At 36.4% G+C, this 17350-nt stretch carries 16 protein-coding genes, 4 pseudogenes and 1 riboswitch; of the genes and pseudogenes, 18 read left to right on the top strand and 2 right to left on the bottom strand.

Annotation, left to right across the window (positions count from 1 at the left end):
• Positions 1–187 precede the first annotated feature (187 nt).
• The 17 genes and pseudogenes from H1D32_RS10265 to H1D32_RS10175 all read left to right on the top strand — a co-directional run bounded on the left by H1D32_RS10265 (position 188) and on the right by H1D32_RS10175 (position 13700).
• Positions 188–688 (top strand): MFS transporter, encoded by a 501-nt coding sequence (locus tag H1D32_RS10265; protein ID WP_261178184.1) that lies wholly within the window; start codon positions 188–190, stop codon positions 686–688.
• Positions 689–836: 148 nt separating this feature from the next.
• On the top strand, positions 837–1406 hold the full coding sequence (locus tag H1D32_RS10260) for an MFS transporter (RefSeq protein ID WP_261178258.1): 570 nt from the start codon (positions 837–839) through the stop codon (positions 1404–1406).
• An 83-nt stretch (positions 1407–1489) separates the two neighbouring features.
• Complete coding sequence (locus H1D32_RS10255; RefSeq protein ID WP_261178183.1) at positions 1490–1714, top strand: PAS domain-containing protein; 225 nt, start codon at positions 1490–1492, stop codon at positions 1712–1714.
• Positions 1715–1719: 5 nt separating this feature from the next.
• Complete coding sequence (locus tag H1D32_RS10250) at positions 1720–2904, top strand: sigma-54 interaction domain-containing protein (protein WP_261178182.1); 1185 nt, start codon at positions 1720–1722, stop codon at positions 2902–2904.
• A 428-nt stretch (positions 2905–3332) separates the two neighbouring features.
• Positions 3333–4732, top strand: a pseudogene (gene kamA / locus H1D32_RS10245) (lysine 2,3-aminomutase).
• A 24-nt stretch (positions 4733–4756) separates the two neighbouring features.
• Positions 4757–5026 (top strand): YokU family protein, encoded by a 270-nt coding sequence (locus H1D32_RS10240; RefSeq protein ID WP_261178181.1) that lies wholly within the window; start codon positions 4757–4759, stop codon positions 5024–5026.
• Between the two features lie 118 nt (positions 5027–5144).
• Positions 5145–6185: an L-erythro-3,5-diaminohexanoate dehydrogenase gene (gene kdd, locus H1D32_RS10235; RefSeq protein ID WP_261178180.1), complete on the top strand. Its 1041-nt coding sequence runs from the start codon at positions 5145–5147 to the stop codon at positions 6183–6185.
• 30 nt (positions 6186–6215) lie between these two features.
• Positions 6216–7067, top strand: a complete 852-nt coding sequence (gene kamB, locus H1D32_RS10230; RefSeq protein ID WP_261178179.1) for a lysine 5,6-aminomutase reactivase subunit KamB — start codon at positions 6216–6218, stop codon at positions 7065–7067.
• Positions 7054–7239: a hypothetical protein gene (locus H1D32_RS10225; RefSeq protein WP_261178178.1), complete on the top strand. Its 186-nt coding sequence runs from the start codon at positions 7054–7056 to the stop codon at positions 7237–7239. The genes kamB and H1D32_RS10225 overlap by 14 nt, the downstream gene beginning before the upstream one ends.
• On the top strand, positions 7236–7631 hold the full coding sequence (kal, locus tag H1D32_RS10220) for a 3-aminobutyryl-CoA ammonia lyase (protein WP_261178177.1): 396 nt from the start codon (positions 7236–7238) through the stop codon (positions 7629–7631). The genes H1D32_RS10225 and kal overlap by 4 nt, the downstream gene beginning before the upstream one ends.
• A gap of 42 nt (positions 7632–7673) precedes the next feature.
• On the top strand, positions 7674–8489 hold the full coding sequence (gene kce, locus H1D32_RS10215; protein ID WP_261178175.1) for a 3-keto-5-aminohexanoate cleavage enzyme: 816 nt from the start codon (positions 7674–7676) through the stop codon (positions 8487–8489).
• An 18-nt stretch (positions 8490–8507) separates the two neighbouring features.
• Positions 8508–9272, top strand: coding sequence for a hypothetical protein (locus tag H1D32_RS10210; RefSeq protein ID WP_261178174.1), 765 nt, complete (start codon positions 8508–8510; stop codon positions 9270–9272).
• Between the two features lie 53 nt (positions 9273–9325).
• Positions 9326–10078 carry a MutS-related protein gene (locus H1D32_RS10205; protein WP_261178173.1) on the top strand — a complete coding sequence of 251 codons (753 nt, stop codon included), beginning with the start codon at positions 9326–9328 and terminating at the stop codon, positions 10076–10078.
• 10 nt (positions 10079–10088) lie between these two features.
• Positions 10089–11658, top strand: a pseudogene (gene kamD, locus H1D32_RS10200) (lysine 5,6-aminomutase subunit alpha).
• A 1-nt stretch (position 11659) separates the two neighbouring features.
• A complete protein-coding gene (kamE, locus tag H1D32_RS10185) occupies positions 11660–12406 on the top strand; it encodes a lysine 5,6-aminomutase subunit beta (protein ID WP_261178169.1) in 747 nt (248 codons plus the stop codon).
• 149 nt (positions 12407–12555) lie between these two features.
• Positions 12556–13041: a hypothetical protein gene (locus tag H1D32_RS10180; RefSeq protein ID WP_261178168.1), complete on the top strand. Its 486-nt coding sequence runs from the start codon at positions 12556–12558 to the stop codon at positions 13039–13041.
• A 318-nt stretch (positions 13042–13359) separates the two neighbouring features.
• Positions 13360–13700: pseudogene (locus H1D32_RS10175) on the top strand (ASCH domain-containing protein).
• A 50-nt stretch (positions 13701–13750) separates the two neighbouring features.
• Here H1D32_RS10175 and dapA read toward each other — a convergent pair.
• Positions 13751–14637, bottom strand: a pseudogene (dapA, locus tag H1D32_RS10170) (4-hydroxy-tetrahydrodipicolinate synthase).
• 172 nt (positions 14638–14809) lie between these two features.
• A riboswitch (Lysine riboswitch) is annotated at positions 14810–14991 on the bottom strand.
• Positions 14992–15284: 293 nt separating this feature from the next.
• Between dapA and H1D32_RS10165 the strand changes: the two are divergent.
• Positions 15285–16004, top strand: a complete 720-nt coding sequence (locus tag H1D32_RS10165; RefSeq protein ID WP_261178167.1) for an MgtC/SapB family protein — start codon at positions 15285–15287, stop codon at positions 16002–16004.
• A gap of 97 nt (positions 16005–16101) precedes the next feature.
• Here the strand turns inward: H1D32_RS10165 and H1D32_RS10160 are convergent, their stop codons facing one another.
• The gene (locus H1D32_RS10160; RefSeq protein ID WP_261178166.1) at positions 16102–16608 is read right to left on the bottom strand and encodes a DUF2062 domain-containing protein; all 507 of its coding nucleotides are present in this window, start codon (positions 16606–16608) and stop codon (positions 16102–16104) included.
• Positions 16609–17350: the final 742 nt, after the last annotated feature.

Genomic DNA, 17350 nt, shown 5'->3' with positions numbered 1-17350 from the left:
TTAGCGTATGCCCCGCCTTTTCTAGTGTTGCACCTATAATTTACCTCTGTAAAAAAAAAGATTGAAAGTTCCTAAAAAGAGGAGTAAACTCCTTCTATAACATTTCGAGTGACTAAACATAGAAGGAAGATGAAAGAGGTATGTTTTACCTACCAGAGACAATTAAATCAAATGAACGTAACAGTATATGGAATGGTGCATTTTCGCTCATAGCTATGAGTTTAGTTACAGGTTTTATTCCATTATTTGCAATCCAAGTTTAGGAGCGAGTAATCAACAAGTTGGATTGATTAGTTCCTTACCTTCATTAATGAGTATCCTTGCGATGATTCCAGGTGCAATTTGGATAAATCGATTAGAAGCAAAAAAGAAATTTACCGCAATTACCGTTTTAATGGCCCGGTTTTTCTTGTTATTACTAGTTTTTATCCCATTTATTCAATTTACTAATCAGGCCTGGATTTTAGTTGTAATAATTGCCTTAATGAATTTTCCGACGGCATTAGCGACTTTATCTTGGCAATCCTTTATTGGTGATCTCATACCGGATGAACGAAGAGGGCAATTTTTTAGTGAACGAAATCGAATCTTAACGATCGTTGGGATGATAACGACCTTTTCGGTTGGGGTCATCTTAAATATGTTTGACGTGAGTGCTGCAGGTCCTTATCAAATCTTTTTACACTAGGCTTTTTATTTGGTGTGCTCGAAGTTTATTATCTAATGAAGCATATCGAGCATCGCCGAATTATTCCGAAAAAGACAGGGAATGAGAAGAAATTTGATTTTAGCATCTTAATGAAAATGATTAAACACAAACCCTATTTTTATTTTTAATTTGTGCTCTATTATTTAACTTTGGTTGGCAAATGGCTTGGCCACTTTTTAATATTTACCAAATTAATGATGCGCATGCCACAGCCTTTTGGATCAGTTTATTTACCGTCGCAAACCAAGTTTCACAGATTGCTAGCTATAAATGGTGGGGAAGATATGCTGACAAGAAAGGTAACAGTGTGATGCTCTTTGTTGCAGCTCTTGGTATGTCAACATTACCATTATTAACGATCCTATCTACCAATCTCGTCTACCTAACACTCGTGAACTTATGGTCAGGAATTTTTGTGGCAGGAATATCGATGCTGCTATTTAACCAGTTATTAAAAGTATCACCTGAAAATGAACGCACGTCTTATTTAGCCAGCTATAATGTTGTCATTGCAGGTATTGGTTTTATTGCTCCTCAACTTGGTGTTTTATTTTTAGAGCTATACGGAATGAATATTGCTATGAGTATCTCATCTGCGTTTCGTTTTATCGGTGGCTTAGCGTTTTTAGTTGTTGTTCTTTATGTAGAAAGAAAGTTAAAGTCTAATTCTACTAATGGTAAGGCTGAAGCGGTATAATACTATGTGAAGCACTCATATATAATAGATAACCAGATTTTTAGAGTGTCCTAGCCGAAAAAAGGGCAGGGAGGGAAGATAAGATGGAGTGGTCGAAACATTATGAATGGGTGCTAAACATGGTTCATGTTGGTGTTCATGTGGTTGACAAGAACGGAATGACCGTTTTTTATAATCAAACTATGGCTGATATTGATGGGATGGAGCGTGAAAAGGTAATTGGAAAAACAATCTTCCACCTTTATCCCTCATTAACCGGGGAAACTAGTACATTAAACTCTGCACTAAAAGAGGCATCGAAACAGTAGATGCTATGCAAACCTACGTTAATTTGCAAGGGAAGCAGATTACAACGATTAATAGTACATATCCATTATACGAAGGAACTGAAATTATCGGAGCAGTTGAAACAGCAAAGGATATCACGAGAATCGTTCGAATGTATGATCAAACTCTTGAACTACGAAAAGAGCTATTTGAGACGAAAAAGAAAAGACGAACCTCAAAAGGCTCAGCAGATTTTCAATTTAGTGATTTAATAGGAAGTAGTGAAAACTTCCAAAAAGCGATTACAATTGCAAAAAAAGCAGCAAGGTCACTATCTCCAGTGTTGATTTGCGGAGCCACTGGTACAGGTAAAGAATTAGTAGCACAAAGTATTCATAATGCTAGTATCAGACGAGAAGAACCGTTTATCGCTTTAAATTGTGCTGCGGTACCGAAAGAATTAATGGAAGGTTTACTATTTGGAACCACTAAAGGAGCGTTTACTGGAGCTATTGACCGGGCTGGTATTTTTGAGCAAGCTCACATGGGAACACTATTTTTAGATGAATTAAATAGTCTAGACCTACAGTTGCAAGCAAAATTACTGCGTGTTCTTCAGGACGGCAAAGTTCGTCGACTTGGTGGAGACGTTGAAAAAGAGATGAATGTTCGAGTAATTACAGCGATGAATATCGACCCTCTAACAGCTTTGGAGCAAAAAATTTTGCGCACTGATTTATATTACCGTTTAAACGTCGTACGTATTCAACTCCCAACGCTTCAAGAGCGGAAATCTGACATTCTTTTATTAGTTAACTACTTTATGAAGAAGCTCAGCAATGAGTTTAGCTCAAATGTCCGTTCAATCAGCGATGAAGCACTACATATTTTACATCAGTACGACTGGCCAGGGAACATTCGTGAATTAAGCCATGCCGTTGAATCAGCTTTTAATGTGATTGATATTGGCGATGATACCCTTGAAAAAAGGCATTTACCAGCTCATATTTACCAATCAGCTACAGCGGTTACGGAACCAACCAGATTTAAACCTCAACAAGGGAATATTAATCTCCCAACCATCATGGAAGAATTTGAAAGAGAAATGATTATCCAAGTTTTCAATGAAAACGAAGGCAACATTAGTAAAACTGCGAAAGCGTTAGGATTAAAACGGCAAGCACTGCAATATAAATTAAATAAATATGAGATTAAAAGACAGCTTACGTAAATGGGACAGTCTTTCAAGAATGCTCTTTTCTAAAAAATTGTTGCTAATAGCTTTTGGGTCGTAACCAAGCGAATGCTTGGTTCTTCACGCTTTGCGTGAAGCTTTTGAGAATAAATAAGCCATCGGGACAAATGAATTTGTCCCAAAAAGCTTATTTATTCTCAAAAGACGACCTAAAAGCAATAAAGTTTACGAAAACAACCTTCAAAAAAGATAAATAATAAGAGTGCAAAAAAAATGGCAGCAAATGATTATCATTGCTGCCATTTTTTTGCGTTTTACCATTTTTTATGTTGCTATCTAGCCTTTTTTGTTTTGGCATGGTTTTTGCATTTCTCTAGGTAAGTATCCGAAAACCAGTGCTCATCGCCAATCTTTCGATACTTTCGCATACCATCTAAAAAAAAATGCGCCGAGGAGGCTACACTATGAACACCGAGGGGAAAAAATTTAGACGGCATTACACAGAAATTGATTTATGGAAAGACGTTCCAGAGGAAAAATGGAACGATTGGATGTGGCAATTGACCAATACAATTCGTACATTAGACGATTTGAAAAAGGTCGTCAATTTAACACCAGATGAAGAAGAAGGGGTTAGAATTTCGACTCAAACTATTCCCTTAAATATTACGCCATACTACGCATCATTAATGAATCCTGATGATCCTCGTTGCCCAATTCGCCTGCAGTCTGTCCCTTTATCTGCAGAAATCCATAAAACGAAATACGACCTTGAAGACCCATTATTTGAAGATGAAGATTCCCCTGTACCGGGATTAACCCATCGATATCCAGACAGAGTATTATTTTTAGTTACAAACCAATGCTCCATGTATTGTCGTTACTGTACACGACGACGGTTTTCTGGCCAAGTAGGAATGGGAGTACCCAAAAAACAATTAGATGCAGCCATTGAATACATTCGTAATGCCCCAGAAGTTCGTGATGTATTAATCTCTGGTGGTGATGGCTTACTTATTAATGACACTATCTTAGAATACATTTTAAAAACCTAAGAGCGATCCCTCATGTTGAAATTATTCGGATTGGTACAAGAGCACCTGTTGTTTTTCCACAACGAATTACTGAAAATCTTTGCAACATCTTAAAAAAGTACCATCCTGTTTGGTTAAATACTCACTTCAACCATTCCTTGGAGATTACCGAGGAAGCAAAGAAAGCCTGTGACATGTTATCTATGGCTGGAGTTCCTCTCGGAAATCAAGCGGTTATCCTTGCGGGTATTAACGATAGCGTCGCAATTATGAAGAAATTGATGCACGATTTAGTACGTATACGCGTTCGCCCTTATTATATTTATCAATGTGATTTATCAGAAGGAATTGGTCATTTCCGTGCCCCTGTATCAAAAGGGTTAGAGATCATTGAAGGGTTACGAGGGCATACTTCGGGCTATGCAGTCCCTGCATTCGTTGTTGATGCACCTGGTGGAGGTGGAAAAATTGCTCTCCAACCTAACTATTTAATTTCTCAAAGCCCTGACAAAGTTGTCTTACGCAACTTTGAAGGTGTCATAACATCCTATCCGGAACCGAAAAATTATGTACCGGGCAAAGCTGACGCATATTTTAATGAAGTTTATGGTAATAAGGAAGAAAAAGCCGTAGGGATATCCGCCTTATTAAACGATGAAAAATTTAACCTTGTTCCAGAAGGTTTACGAAGAAAGGAAAAACGGGAAGCTTATCAAGCATCTGAAAATCACACTACTTTAAAAGAGCGTCGCGACAAACGTGACCAAATGAAGGAAAAATTGATTAAGTCACAAGAGAAAAAAAGGAAAGAAAACCTAGAGACTTCATAATATTAGTTGTAAGGAGGATTGCAGATGCAGTGCATGTGGTGCAGTAACATGAATGTGGACCAAGGAACAAAAGACTGCTATTGGATTTTGCCAGACGGGAAAGATGCCGTGCATATTTTACAAATTCCTGCACTAGTATGCGTTGATTGCGGATCTTATCTAACAGATGAGATGAATCATGATATAGACATGGCTTTGTACGCAAGAGAGTTGCCTAAAGGCAGAAACGAAATTACCTATGAAGAGTTAATGAGTGCCCCCTATAAGAATATTTTTGATATAAAAAATGTGTAAGTGCTTACTTTTATAAGAACTAAGTGAGTCCTTTCAACGGGGCTCACTCTCTTATATGAAGTTTAAATTTCATCAAGTAATAATGGAAATAATTTCAATAGAAAGTGAGGTTTAATTGATGAATAAAGGGCATCGTTACGGGATTCACCGTTCAATAGAACCAAAGGATAGCTTGCCACAGCCGGCATGGAAAATTGATAATTGTATGAAGCTTTACGATAACGAACTGTTAATTGACGTAGAAGTGTTAAATATAGATTCAGCCTCATTTCATCAAATGAAGGGAGAAGCAAAAGGCGATAGTAGAAAATTAAAGGAAACAATTTTGGAGATTGTTCAGAGTCGTGGAAAATTACATAATCCTGTGACTGGTTCAGGTGGAATGCTAATTGGGAAAGTAGAGAAAATTGGCGAGAAACATCCTGCAAATGGTCAAGGATTACGAGTAGGAGATAAAGTCGCGACATTAGTGTCACTATCTTTAACCCCGTTAAGAATAGAAGAAATAACGAAAATTAACGAAGAAACAGGTCAAGTTTTTATAAAGGGAAAAGCGATACTTTTTGCTAGCGGAATTTATACGAAACTACCAAATGATCTCGAAAGAAATTTAGCTTTAGCTGTCCTTGACGTTGCTGGAGCACCTGCACAAACGGAAAGAATGGTTCAAGAAGGACAAACGGTAGTAGTCCTAGGAGCAGGTGGAAAATCAGGTCTATTAGCTTTATATCAAGCCAAAAAGCAGGTGGGACCAACAGGAAAGGTCATTGCTTTAGAGTATAGTCAGACAGGCTTGGACAATATTAGAAAGCTTAAGCTAATCGATGACATTTATCAAGCTGATGCAGCTGATCCAATCCAAACGTTAAAGATTGTTGAAACAGCAACGTCTGGAGCACTTGCTCATATCACAATTAATTGTGTAAATGTTGCTAATACTGAGATGACTTCCATTCTTATCACAAAAGATGGCGGGAAAATATACTTTTTTAGTATGGCCACAAGCTTCACAAAGGCAGCACTAGGCGCTGAAGGAGTAGGAAAAGATGTAGAGATGATTATTGGTAATGGTTATACAAAGGATCATGCTGATATTGCATTAAACATAATTAGAGAATCCCAACCGTTAAGAAGCTTATTCGAAGAAAAATATGGTTGAAAATGATAAAAAGAATGGGAAAGGAAACATATGTGTAAGGCTACTAGTGTCATAGGTTTATCTAAAAATGCTGGCAAAACAACACTGTTAAATCACCTAATAAATGTCCATACAAATATTCATCAGAAAAAAATTGGACTAACAAGCATTGGAGTAGATGGTGAAAAACGAGATGTATGGACTGGACATGAAAAACCAGAAATTTTTATTCCAGAAGGAACAATTGTTGCAACAACAAATGAAGGCTTAAAGTCAGGGTCAGCCAAATGGAGAATACTAGAAGGGTTACATTTATCAACATCAGCAGGAAAAATTTACGTAGCTGAAGCCGTTTCATCTGGAAGTGTAAAGATCATTGGCATTCCTATCGTCGATAACCTATTAGATGTCATAAAAGCATTTAAAAGCTATCACGTTAACGAAATTTTAATTGATGGTGCTTATGACCGTTTGTCTAGTGCTAATCCTTATCTAACAAATCAGACCTATTTGACTATTGGGGCAAGCTTAAGTCAACAAGAAGCAACATTTTGGAGTTTGGTCTATGAAAGGCTGTATCCGTTTTTTTATCCTACTATAGAAAATAAGGAAATAAATGATGCTTTAATGAAAAATAACGAAATAATTCTCATAAAGAGAAAAAATACATGGATTGAATACCCGTCTGTTTTTCTTCACACATTTGATGAACATTATTCTGATGAAATAGATTGGATGATTATACCTGGTATTTTAACTGAGCAAATGTTAACGAGGTTGCTTAAGTATAAAAAAGCTTGGAATATCGTACTACAGCACGGATTAAAAAGCTTTGTATCATCTTCTACAGTAAGAAGATGGACACAAAGAGGGGGGGGCGATTTATGTTATGAAAAAAATTAACCTCAAAGGAATTGCATATAATCCTTACTCCCCTAAAGGTTATTCATTTGCAGCAGAACAAATGAAAGCAAAACTAGAAGGAATTCTTAGGGATCTGACGGATGAGTCAATACCAGTTTTTGATATTTGGAGAGATGAACTTAAAAATGAACTTAAGGGGGAAAAGAAATGAGTAAAGAAGTAGTAATTAGATTAAGAATGAGTCAGGCAGATGCCCATTATGGAGGAGATTTGGTTGATGGCGCAAGGATGCTGGCCCTATTTGGGGATGTAGCAACTGAACTATTAATTAGGCTAGATGGTGATGAGGGGCTTTTTGTTGCTTACGATTCAATTGAGTTCAAAGCTCCTGTGTATGCAGGGGATTATATTGAGGCAAAAGGCGTGATTACAAGTATCGGAAATACATCTAGAAAAATGACTTTTGAAGCTTATAAAGTTATTGAAGGAAATGTTGATGTTAATGTTCCTTCAAAGGCACGTGTACTTAATCCTCCTGTTTTAGTTACTAAGGCAAGTGGTACGTGCGTCGTCCCAAAGCATTTGCAAAGCAATAAAGAATAGTAGATTATTTGCTTATACGCTGAATATCTAGGGGGCGAAATAATGGAGAAATTAATTATTACAGCAGCAATTGTTGGTGCTGAGATAAGTAAGGAGCAAACTCCTTATTTACCGATAACTCCTGAGGAGATTGCACAAGACGTAGAAAAGGTCTGGCAAACTGGAGCGTCTATAGTTCATTTACATGTGAGAGACCAAGATGGAAATGCCACACAAAATAAAGAAATCTATCAAGAAGCAATTGAGAAAATACGAGAGAGAACAGATATAATCGTTCAAGTATCAACAGGTGGCGCAGTAGGAATGACAACTGAAGAAAGAATTCAGCCAATATTCTTAAAACCAGAGATGGCCACTTTAACAACAGGGACTGTGAACTTCGGAACAGAAATCTTTGTTAATTCACAGACAACAATTAGATATTTTGCTCAGCTTATGCAGAAAAATGGTGTGAAACCAGAATTTGAAATTTTTGATGTCGGGATGATTAATAATGCAATGCAACTAGTGAAGGAAGACTTAGTAAGGGGACACCTTCATTTTGATTTCGTCATGGGTGTTCCTGGTGGCATTCCTGCAACTGGAAAAAACTTGCTACATTTAATAGAGAATATTCCGAATGATGCAAGTTGGAGTGTAGCAGCAGTAGGGCGTCATCAACTTGCAATGGGAATGTTAGCTATTCCATTAGGAGGCCACGTTCGCGTAGGCTTAGAAGATAATATCTATTTTTCAAAGGGCGTTTTGGCAAGTAATAATGATTTGGTAGAAAGAATTGTGCGGTTATCAAAAGAATTCGGTAGAGATATAGCCAAACCAAATGAAGCTAGACAAATCCTGGGATTAAATAGTGCCTAGGTATAAGGAGTATTCAAAATGTCATGGTTTTTAGAGGATACGAAAAGTCAAATCTATTTTGATGAGCTTTTAAATAGATACTTACCTAATAGCAGGATTTCTCAAAGTATATGGAAAAATTTAAAACCCTTTTTATTTGGCGAGGAAAAAATATGGCAGCAAGAAATCGATCAACTGTCCCTCATTATTGAAAATATGAAACGAAATCAAAATCTATTGGCCGACCTAGATCAATTATTTAAACAATTCGAAGATATCCGTTCCATATTAGAAAAACTCTCTTTGAATTGGGATGAGGTTGACCCTTTACTTGATTTTTTTCATATTAAACAATTTTTGTGGTTTAGCTATACTTTGTCTCAAAAACTACTAACTTTAGATATAGATGATAAAATAATGCAAACTACCAGTTGGTATAAAACGGTTCAAAAACCCTGGGTTACATGGTTACAACTATTACATCCAAACAACAAAAACTTTTACCCTAATTTTGCATTGCAAGATATCGATCATCGATCCCTAAAAGACCTAAGAGCAGAAAAACGTAGGCTGGTAAGGGAGAAAAGGGAATCAGAGAAGCTTCACCGTTCTTACTACGAAACGAAACTTAACATCAAAATAAATTATGAAGGTTATGTATTACTATCTATTTCTAATTCCCTGCTTTCATCTATATCAAGTGATCCACACTTTACTTTTATAAGGGAACAAGGAAACGAATTCGTCTATTATTTACTTCCGTCGAAGCAAGAAAGAATTATTGATGAGGAGATTAAAAACTAGAGATTAAGATTGAACTTGAAGAGAAACAGCGGTTAAAAGAAGTATGGCAACAAATGGCGCCGTTTGTTCAATTATGGGAAGAAGCTCATTTACATTGGGCAAAACTTGAAATATTAGTAAAAAAAGCACAAATGGCTTTAGAGATAGATGGGGAGAAACCTTTGTTAAATGTAAAAGAACGCTCGTTTATGATGGAAGATGCGTTGCACCCGTATCTTCATAACGTTTGGACGCAGCAAACAAAAGGAATGAAACCTATTTCAATCACTATTAACAAAGGATCAACAGTATTATATGGTGCAAATATGAGTGGAAAGACAATTGTATTAAGGACGATTGGCTTAGTTCAAGCACTGGCACAATATGGGTTTTATGTACCAGCAAAAAAGTGTCAATTTTCCTTCGTTTCAAACTTAACCTTAATAACCGGAGATTATCAAAATATCGAGAATGGGTTGAGTTCTTTTGGGGCTGAAATGTTACGACTAAAAAATGACTTATCTTATAAACAGTATAGTTTTTATTTACTTGACGAAGTAGGAAAAGGTACAAACCCAATTGAAGGTGAGGCCATTGCAATCGCTGTTCTAAGGTACTTAAAGAAGGTTGAAGGAGGATTTTCAATTTTTGTTACTCATTTTCCTAATATGATCGCAGAAGACAAAGTAGATTTATTTGAGATGAAAGATTTTACATTAACAAAAGTAAAGAGAGGAAATATGATTTATGAAGGTCTCTCGACAGCAGAACGACTAGGCTTACCAAGAGAAATAATAAATACTGCAAGACTTTATCTTAAAGAGTAAAACTGGAGTGATGGAAATGGGCGAAATTCAGTTGAAAGAAGAGTTCATTATTAAAGCTAGACATTCTGCTAGAAATATTTCTGATCAAATTTCTGATTTTGTAAGTAAAAGAAGTACCGTTTCCATAGAACGTACGTTATTAAGATTAGTAGGAATTGATGGTGTAAATATCGACGAGGCACCTTTTGCAAATATTTTAGTAGATCAATTACAAGAAAAAGGTGTTCTTAATGAAGGAGCATTGAAATGGGTTTGTAAAGCGATGCTCAACTACGGACTGGACCCACAAGAGGTAGCAGAAAGAGCAGATGACGATCAAATAAATTGGAATGAATGCCAAAGCGTACCTGATCAAGAAGCAGAGGAAATAGGGTTCAAGCTAGCAAATATCGGACTAGAAAAGATTAAGAAACAAAGAGCCGAGCGGGATGAGTATATTAAAAGATTAGGTGAAGGAAAAAAACCTCTTTTATACGTGATTGTCGCTACAGGAGATATTTATGAAGACATTATCCAAGCCAAAGCAGCTGTTTACCAAGGTGCTGACATTATAGCAGTTATCCGTACAACTGGACAAAGTCTTTTAGACTATGTTCCCTATGGTGCAACCAGGGAAGGTTTTGGTGGCACCTATGCCACGCAAGAAAATTTCAAGATAATGAGAAAAGCATTAGATGAAGCAGGAGAAGAAGTTAACCGATACATTCGACTCTGCAACTATAGTTCAGGACTTTGTATGCCAGAAATTGCAATGATGGGCGCATTAGAACGTCTTGATGTCATGTTAAATGACGCTTTATATGGGATATTATTTAGAGACATTAATATGCAACGAACGTTAATTGATCAAGATTTTTCAAGAAGGATCCTTAGTCATGCTGGGATCATAATAAATACAGGGGAAGATAATTATTTGACAACGGCAGATGCTGTTGAAGGAGCCCATACTGTTCTTGCCTCGCAATTCATCAATGAACAACTGGCTTTAAAGGCTGGATTACCTGTGACACAAATGGGGTTAGGTCATGCATATGAAATAAATCCCGACTTAGAGGATGGATTTTTACTAGAATTGGCTCAGGCACAAATGTCTCGTCAAATATTTCCAGACGCTCCACTGAAATATATGCCACCAACAAAATATATGACCGGCAATATTTTAAAGGTCATATTCATAATACGATGTTTAATCTTGTTGGCACATTAACGAATCAAGGGATTCAACTTTTAGGAATGATGACAGAAGCAATGCATACCCCTTATATTCATGATCGGCAGCTAGCAATTGAAAATGCCAAATATATTATGAATACGTAAGGAATTTAAGTAAGGAAATTGAATTTGTTAAGGGTGGCAAAATCGAAAGAAGAGCGAATGAAGTACTCGAGGAATCAGCAATATTACTTGAGGAAATTGAACAACTTGGGTTATTTAGAGCAATAGAGCAGGGCAGGTTCGCAGATGTTAAGCGATCGTTTGTAGGAGGAAAGGGGTTAGATGGAGTATTTGTCAAAAGAGAAGACTATTTCAATCCCTTTGACATTCTGCTAAAAGATCAGCTAGGATTGGAGCGGAATTGAAATGGAAAATGATTTAAGTCAAGTGAAGCCATATGGAGACACGTTAGGAGATGGTGCTATCCAGCTAAGCTTTACGTTGCCAATTCCTTATGGCGAAGAGGCAAGGGAAGCTTGCATCCAGCTAGCAAAGAAAATGGGTTTAGAAGAAATTCAGATATACCATATGAAGGATTTAGGAATAAACTATACCTTCTTCATCATTTATGGGAAACTCATTCATAGTATCGATTTTACAACTATAAGAGTACCAAAGCTTGAAACCAAGCGGATGGATTTTTATCAAATTAATGAAAAAATAAAAAATGAGTTTAAACGCAAAATCACTATTATTGGAGCCTGCACAGGTACTGATGCGCATACAGTAGGAATTGATGCAATTATGAATATGAAGGGCTTTAATGGCGAGTACGGCTTAGAGCGTTATCCAATGATTGACGCCTACAACCTTGGTTCACAAGTGAAAAATGAAGACTTAGTGCAAAAGATTATTGAACTAAAGGCCGATGCTGTATTAGTATCACAAGTTGTTACACAAAAAGGAGTACATTTAAAAAACCTTACTGAACTTGTTGAGCTATTAGAAGGAGCAGGTATTAGAAAAAAGATCATACTAATTTGTGGCGGACCAAGAATTAATCACGAAACAGCATTAGAGCTTGGATATGATGCCGGATTCGGAGCAGGTACTGTTGCGACTGATGTTGCTTCCTTTATTATCGAAGGAATGATTAAAAGAAGTATGAAGTAAAGAAATTTAAATGCTTCATCGTAATTTTTACAAACAAGGCAAGCACCAAGTTTAGTAATTAGTCAAAAGCCCTTTTCTGCCGTACAAGATGTTTGCCCGGTACTAGGTGCATATGATGATGTAAACCTAGAAGAAAAGGAGTGCATTATATGTACCCAGATTACAATGAATATCAGTTTTACGGCTATACTCCTTATGAAGAGGGAGGGTTTGATTTTTCACCTTACTCCCAGTATGATGAAAGATTTTTTGGACCAGGGTTTCCTTTTCCGGGAGGGCAATTTGGACCACCAGGACCACCTAGACCACCGGGGCCTCCAGGACCACCACCAGGACCTCCGGGACCACCATTTCAACCACCAGGGCAGGGGCAACAAGCAGGACCACCAACGTCGCCACCGCCTGCTTTTACACCTACACAAACTCAACAAGTAGGTACTTTCGCCGTTGATCCAGGAGCGATTCGCGGTTGCTTATTCAGATACACTTATGTATGGTTAACTAATCGTCAACAATTTTGGTTTTATCCAACCTTTGTAGGAAGAAGGTCAGTTTCTGGCTATCGCTGGAATGGTTGGATGTGGGTTTACTTCGGGATTGATTTACGCAGAATCTCGTCATTCCAATGTTTCTAATAACTCAACTCAAAAAGGCAGAAGTTCAAATCTGCCTTTTTTCTAACGTTTTCATCATATTAATGGTATAATTAATATGATATACCCAAGCAAGAACAACGGAAAACATAGCTTTTTCATGAAGGCTCTTTGTTGAGTAACAAACACTATGTGTTGCATCAGATCACTTTTCTAACTTATCCTTATAATAAGTTAGAAAAAATGCCCACCAAACTTGATGCAATGGCTATACTACATAATAGAAAAACAACAATTTAGGCGAAAATAGTCTTCATGAAAAAGAGCCTATGATAAATTTTGTAAAGTGAGGCATGCCGAATGGAAGAAACAGAAAAATTACCACCAAAAACATGTGAAATTGACAGATTAGTAACTGGCGCTGCTGATATTGAAAAAATACTAAACGGCAAAAAACTGCTGTCAGAAGAAATGGTAGATACGCAGACCCTGGTGAAATTATGGTTTTAAACGGAAAGTCATTTAAAGTGCTTAATGTATACCGTCAAACACTTGGAGATTTAACAGATGAAATGGCAAAAGACGAAGGTTACAACACACTTGAAGAATATAAAAATTCAATATTATCTATGCATAAGGGGATGCCTTGGCTACCTAATATGAGAGTTTGGGCACATGAATTTAGTCCAATAGAAGAGTAAATAAGAAAAAACCTCCAATTACTGGAGGTTTTTTTAACGAGAAAGCATTATTAAATGACTGGAGAAACTAATTTCGTTTTTATCGCTGCATAAACAGTTTCTTTTTCAGTTTCTGTAAGTGGAATTAAAGGTAGACGAACTGAACCAACATTTTGTCCTACCATTTCGAGCGCAGCCTTTACAGGTGTCGGATTAGGAGCAATAAACATAGACTTCATAATTGGTAATAACTCACGGTGCATAGAAGCCGCCGTTTTAGAGTCACCATTCTTGAAAGCTTCAACCATTTGTTTCATTTCACGACCAATGATATGTGAGGCTACCGATACGACGCCATGACCTCCAATAGCTAAAACTGGTAGAGTAAGACCATCATCACCACTATACACCAAGAAATCATCTGGAGTATTTTGAATAATATTCGCTATTGCATCTAAATCGCCACTCGCTTCTTTTATACAAACAATGTTGTGAATTTGAGCAAGACGAACGACTGTTTCCACTTCGATATTACAGCACTTCGACCAGGAATGTTGTACAGCATTACAGGTAACTGAGTCGATTCTGCAATTGTTTTAAAATGTAAGTAGAGTCCCTCTTGATTCGGTTTGTTATAATACGGTGCCACTAACATAATGCCATTAACGCCAGCTTGAGTAGCAATTTTAGTTAGCTCGATAGATGCCGCCGTACTATTAGTTCCTGTACCTGCAATAACTGAAGCACGCCCCGCAACAACTTCAACAACAAACTTAAATAGTTCTGCTTTTTCGCTTGTGGAAAGGGTGGGGGATTCACCAGTAGTTCCTGCAACTACGATACCATCAGTACCATGGTCAATTAAATAGTTAATTAATGTTTTCGTTGCCTCAAAATCAATTTTTTCTTCGTGGTCAAATGGCGTTACCATTGCCGTTAACATTTGTCCAAAATTCATGGAAAACACCTCTATTCAGTAAGTTTTGTTCATCGTTAGGAAAGTTCAAGTACCCATACACGACGACGTAAGTTCTTGAATAGAGCTAAATCACATGATCCAACCGTGAAAATAAAAAAAGCAACAACGAAGGAATCGTTGTTGCTAGAAAGTGTAAACCACGGTTATTCCAGCGTAAGATAGCCCTCCATATAGTCCTAAAACTATACGACAGTCCTGGATTTATTCAATCACAGGCCCAGTAACATGTTCATGAGTGACAAGTTACTTCGGCAAATCCCCCTTTCCAAACCTTCAACGGAGCTCATTCTCCTCAAAATTTGTACTAATGGTCAATGCGCCTCTATCACTTCAATTAAAATTGAAGTTAAGAAATATGAACTTTGTTCAACGATACCAAATTTTAGTGATAATTGCAACACAATCGATCCAAATCAAACATTTGGATTTTTTAGTTAGGACATTGTAGAGAAGATTGTAGTAGTTTACACATTGTTGTAAACTTAAAATAACAATTTATTACATTAAACTAGAGTAATGGATCTTTTGGTAACATTATCTATAAGAAAATATGTTTTTCAATGTTTACGAAGAAACCTTTGAGATACAGTATAAACAAATTCATCTTAATTAGGAGTGTTTTTCTTTTGCTATTATTTAATTCTTTTTTCATGGTCATTGTTGAGTTTTTTTACGACGAAAACATTCTAAAATTAGCCATTGCAGCGATTATTGGAATTATTATTGGTCTAGAACGTTCTCTAAAGCATAAACCAGCAGGTCTCAAAACAGCGATGATTTTGACAGTTGGTAGTTGCTTATTAACAATCGTATCTATCTACTCAGCTGAACTCTATAGTGAAGCATATACTAAACCCATGGATCCATTACGTTTAGCTGCACAAGTAATTTCGGGAATCGGTTTTATCGGTGGGGGAGTTATCCTTGTTAGAAAAAATGATGTCATTTCGGGAATAACAACTGCAGTTATGTTATGGGTATGTGGAGCAATTGGAATTGCTGTCGGGGCAGGATTTTATAAAGAATCGATCATAACATTAATCCTACTAATCCTTGCTGTTCAAATCTTACCCTTTATCATTGGAAAAGTTGGCCCTAAAGGGTTAAGAGAGAAGGAAATCAAAGTAAGAGCATACATTCGAAAAGACATCCAATTGACCGATATTATTAAACAGATCAAAGCCTTTGATTATAAAATTAGTAGTGTGAAAGTAAAAGAAGAAACCACACAATATTTACTAACATTCATCGTAATGACCCATAAAAAAGTTTATACAACAGATGTATTTTATCAGTTAAAATCACTAGATGGCATTGAAAAAGTCGAAGTTGAGAATTTGTCTTAGAGGAAGGTTGCTATAAAGTTGAAATAACACAGTAAAGCGTTCACTAGTCAAAAAAACAGCTTCCTCAATGTGAGGAGGCTGTTTCTACTTTGGGCAATCATTCTTTCAACAAGTTCCAGTTTTTATGAACGAACTTAAGTACATCGCGTTGATATTTCTTAATAATATAATAACTGACCAAATAAGCGATAGTTCCAAAAAAGAACATATTAACGAACATTCCAACTAAAAAAGCCTTGCCAATTTTCAAGCTCGCACTTAATACTTGCTCCGGTTTTTCAATTCCATCTTCTAACTCTTCGATAATAATTTCAATTTTCGTATCTATACTAATTGGTAGAATTGCTTCTCCGACTATCACATTCATATAAAATAAGATAGGGAACGACCATATAAACAGGACACCACCTATAAAGCCGGCTATTGAATTGCCTTTTACTAGTTTTGGTCCTACCGTTGAGAGAAACGGTCCAAATCCAAATGAAGGAATGAAGTTCATAAGAAATCCCATCGTAAATCCACTAGCGATACTATGTGTTTTGTCTTTTATTCGTAATAATCTTATACAAAGATATTTTAGTTTTCTTAGTTGTTTATTTAACATAATTCACCAGCCAAATTTTAATTAAATTTAACCCTTTAAGTCAGAGCGATTTGTTTAAATCAATCTTGCTTTATACCTCAATGTAAATACATAGCTTGTCCTTGTTGCGTTTAGGGAAAAAATATTACTCTATCAGTCGTTTTCATTAATCACTGAATATTGGCTTTAAGGACCAACTTTAACTATTATCTCATAAAATTACAAATGCTCCACTGTTATTTTTTATAGAAAACTTTTATAAAAAATGACCCAAAAGTTAGAAAGGATGTTTTCGAAAACTTTGTTGCTATTTATTGTTTAAATGGTTGTATCAGATGACTTGACTTACTTAGCAGAATAGCAAGTTAGAAAAGATGCCCCAAAACTTAGTGTAACGACGAGTGATACGGACTGGATCGGAAGCAGTAAAAACGGTCCGTAACCAAACATGATACGGTCAGATAACTAATCGGAAGCAACTATAAAGTCCTTAACCTAACGTGATACGGACAGGTAGCTCATCGTAAGCAGTAATGCCTTATATTGAGTAATTGAAAAACCACAATCTATGCGAAAATAGCCTTTAGAAAAGAGAGATTAGAAAAATCAGATGACGTTAGATACTTGAGAAATCGATCTGTACTAAAGATCGTATTTTTAACAAAAATCTCATTTATTGGAAATAAAATAATGTGAAACACTTCACATTGGAAGATTTTTCAAATATAATTTAAAGTAACGATATATGTAGTGCATATCGTTA

Source organism: Anaerobacillus sp. CMMVII, assembly GCF_025377685.1.
In the GTDB taxonomy this organism is placed as follows: domain Bacteria; phylum Bacillota; class Bacilli; order Bacillales; family Anaerobacillaceae; genus Anaerobacillus.
The sequence above is the reverse complement of the archived record's forward strand: the minus strand, read 5'-3'. Positions and strand labels throughout refer to the sequence as shown.

Coding starts and splice junctions, on each gene's coding strand:
- H1D32_RS10265 (WP_261178184.1), top strand. CDS start 188: ATGGAATGGTGCATTTTCGCTCATAGCTATGAGTTTAGTTACAGGTTT.
- H1D32_RS10255 (WP_261178183.1), top strand. CDS start 1,490: ATGGAGTGGTCGAAACATTATGAATGGGTGCTAAACATGGTTCATGTT.
- H1D32_RS10250 (WP_261178182.1), top strand. CDS start 1,720: ATGCAAACCTACGTTAATTTGCAAGGGAAGCAGATTACAACGATTAAT.
- H1D32_RS10240 (WP_261178181.1), top strand. CDS start 4,757: ATGCAGTGCATGTGGTGCAGTAACATGAATGTGGACCAAGGAACAAAA.
- kdd (WP_261178180.1), top strand. CDS start 5,145: ATGAATAAAGGGCATCGTTACGGGATTCACCGTTCAATAGAACCAAAG.
- kamB (WP_261178179.1), top strand. CDS start 6,216: ATGTGTAAGGCTACTAGTGTCATAGGTTTATCTAAAAATGCTGGCAAA.
- H1D32_RS10225 (WP_261178178.1), top strand. CDS start 7,054: ATGAAAAAAATTAACCTCAAAGGAATTGCATATAATCCTTACTCCCCT.
- kal (WP_261178177.1), top strand. CDS start 7,236: ATGAGTAAAGAAGTAGTAATTAGATTAAGAATGAGTCAGGCAGATGCC.
- kce (WP_261178175.1), top strand. CDS start 7,674: ATGGAGAAATTAATTATTACAGCAGCAATTGTTGGTGCTGAGATAAGT.
- H1D32_RS10210 (WP_261178174.1), top strand. CDS start 8,508: ATGTCATGGTTTTTAGAGGATACGAAAAGTCAAATCTATTTTGATGAG.
- H1D32_RS10205 (WP_261178173.1), top strand. CDS start 9,326: ATGGCGCCGTTTGTTCAATTATGGGAAGAAGCTCATTTACATTGGGCA.
- kamE (WP_261178169.1), top strand. CDS start 11,660: ATGGAAAATGATTTAAGTCAAGTGAAGCCATATGGAGACACGTTAGGA.
- H1D32_RS10180 (WP_261178168.1), top strand. CDS start 12,556: ATGTACCCAGATTACAATGAATATCAGTTTTACGGCTATACTCCTTAT.
- H1D32_RS10160 (WP_261178166.1), bottom strand. CDS start 16,608: ATGTTAAATAAACAACTAAGAAAACTAAAATATCTTTGTATAAGATTA.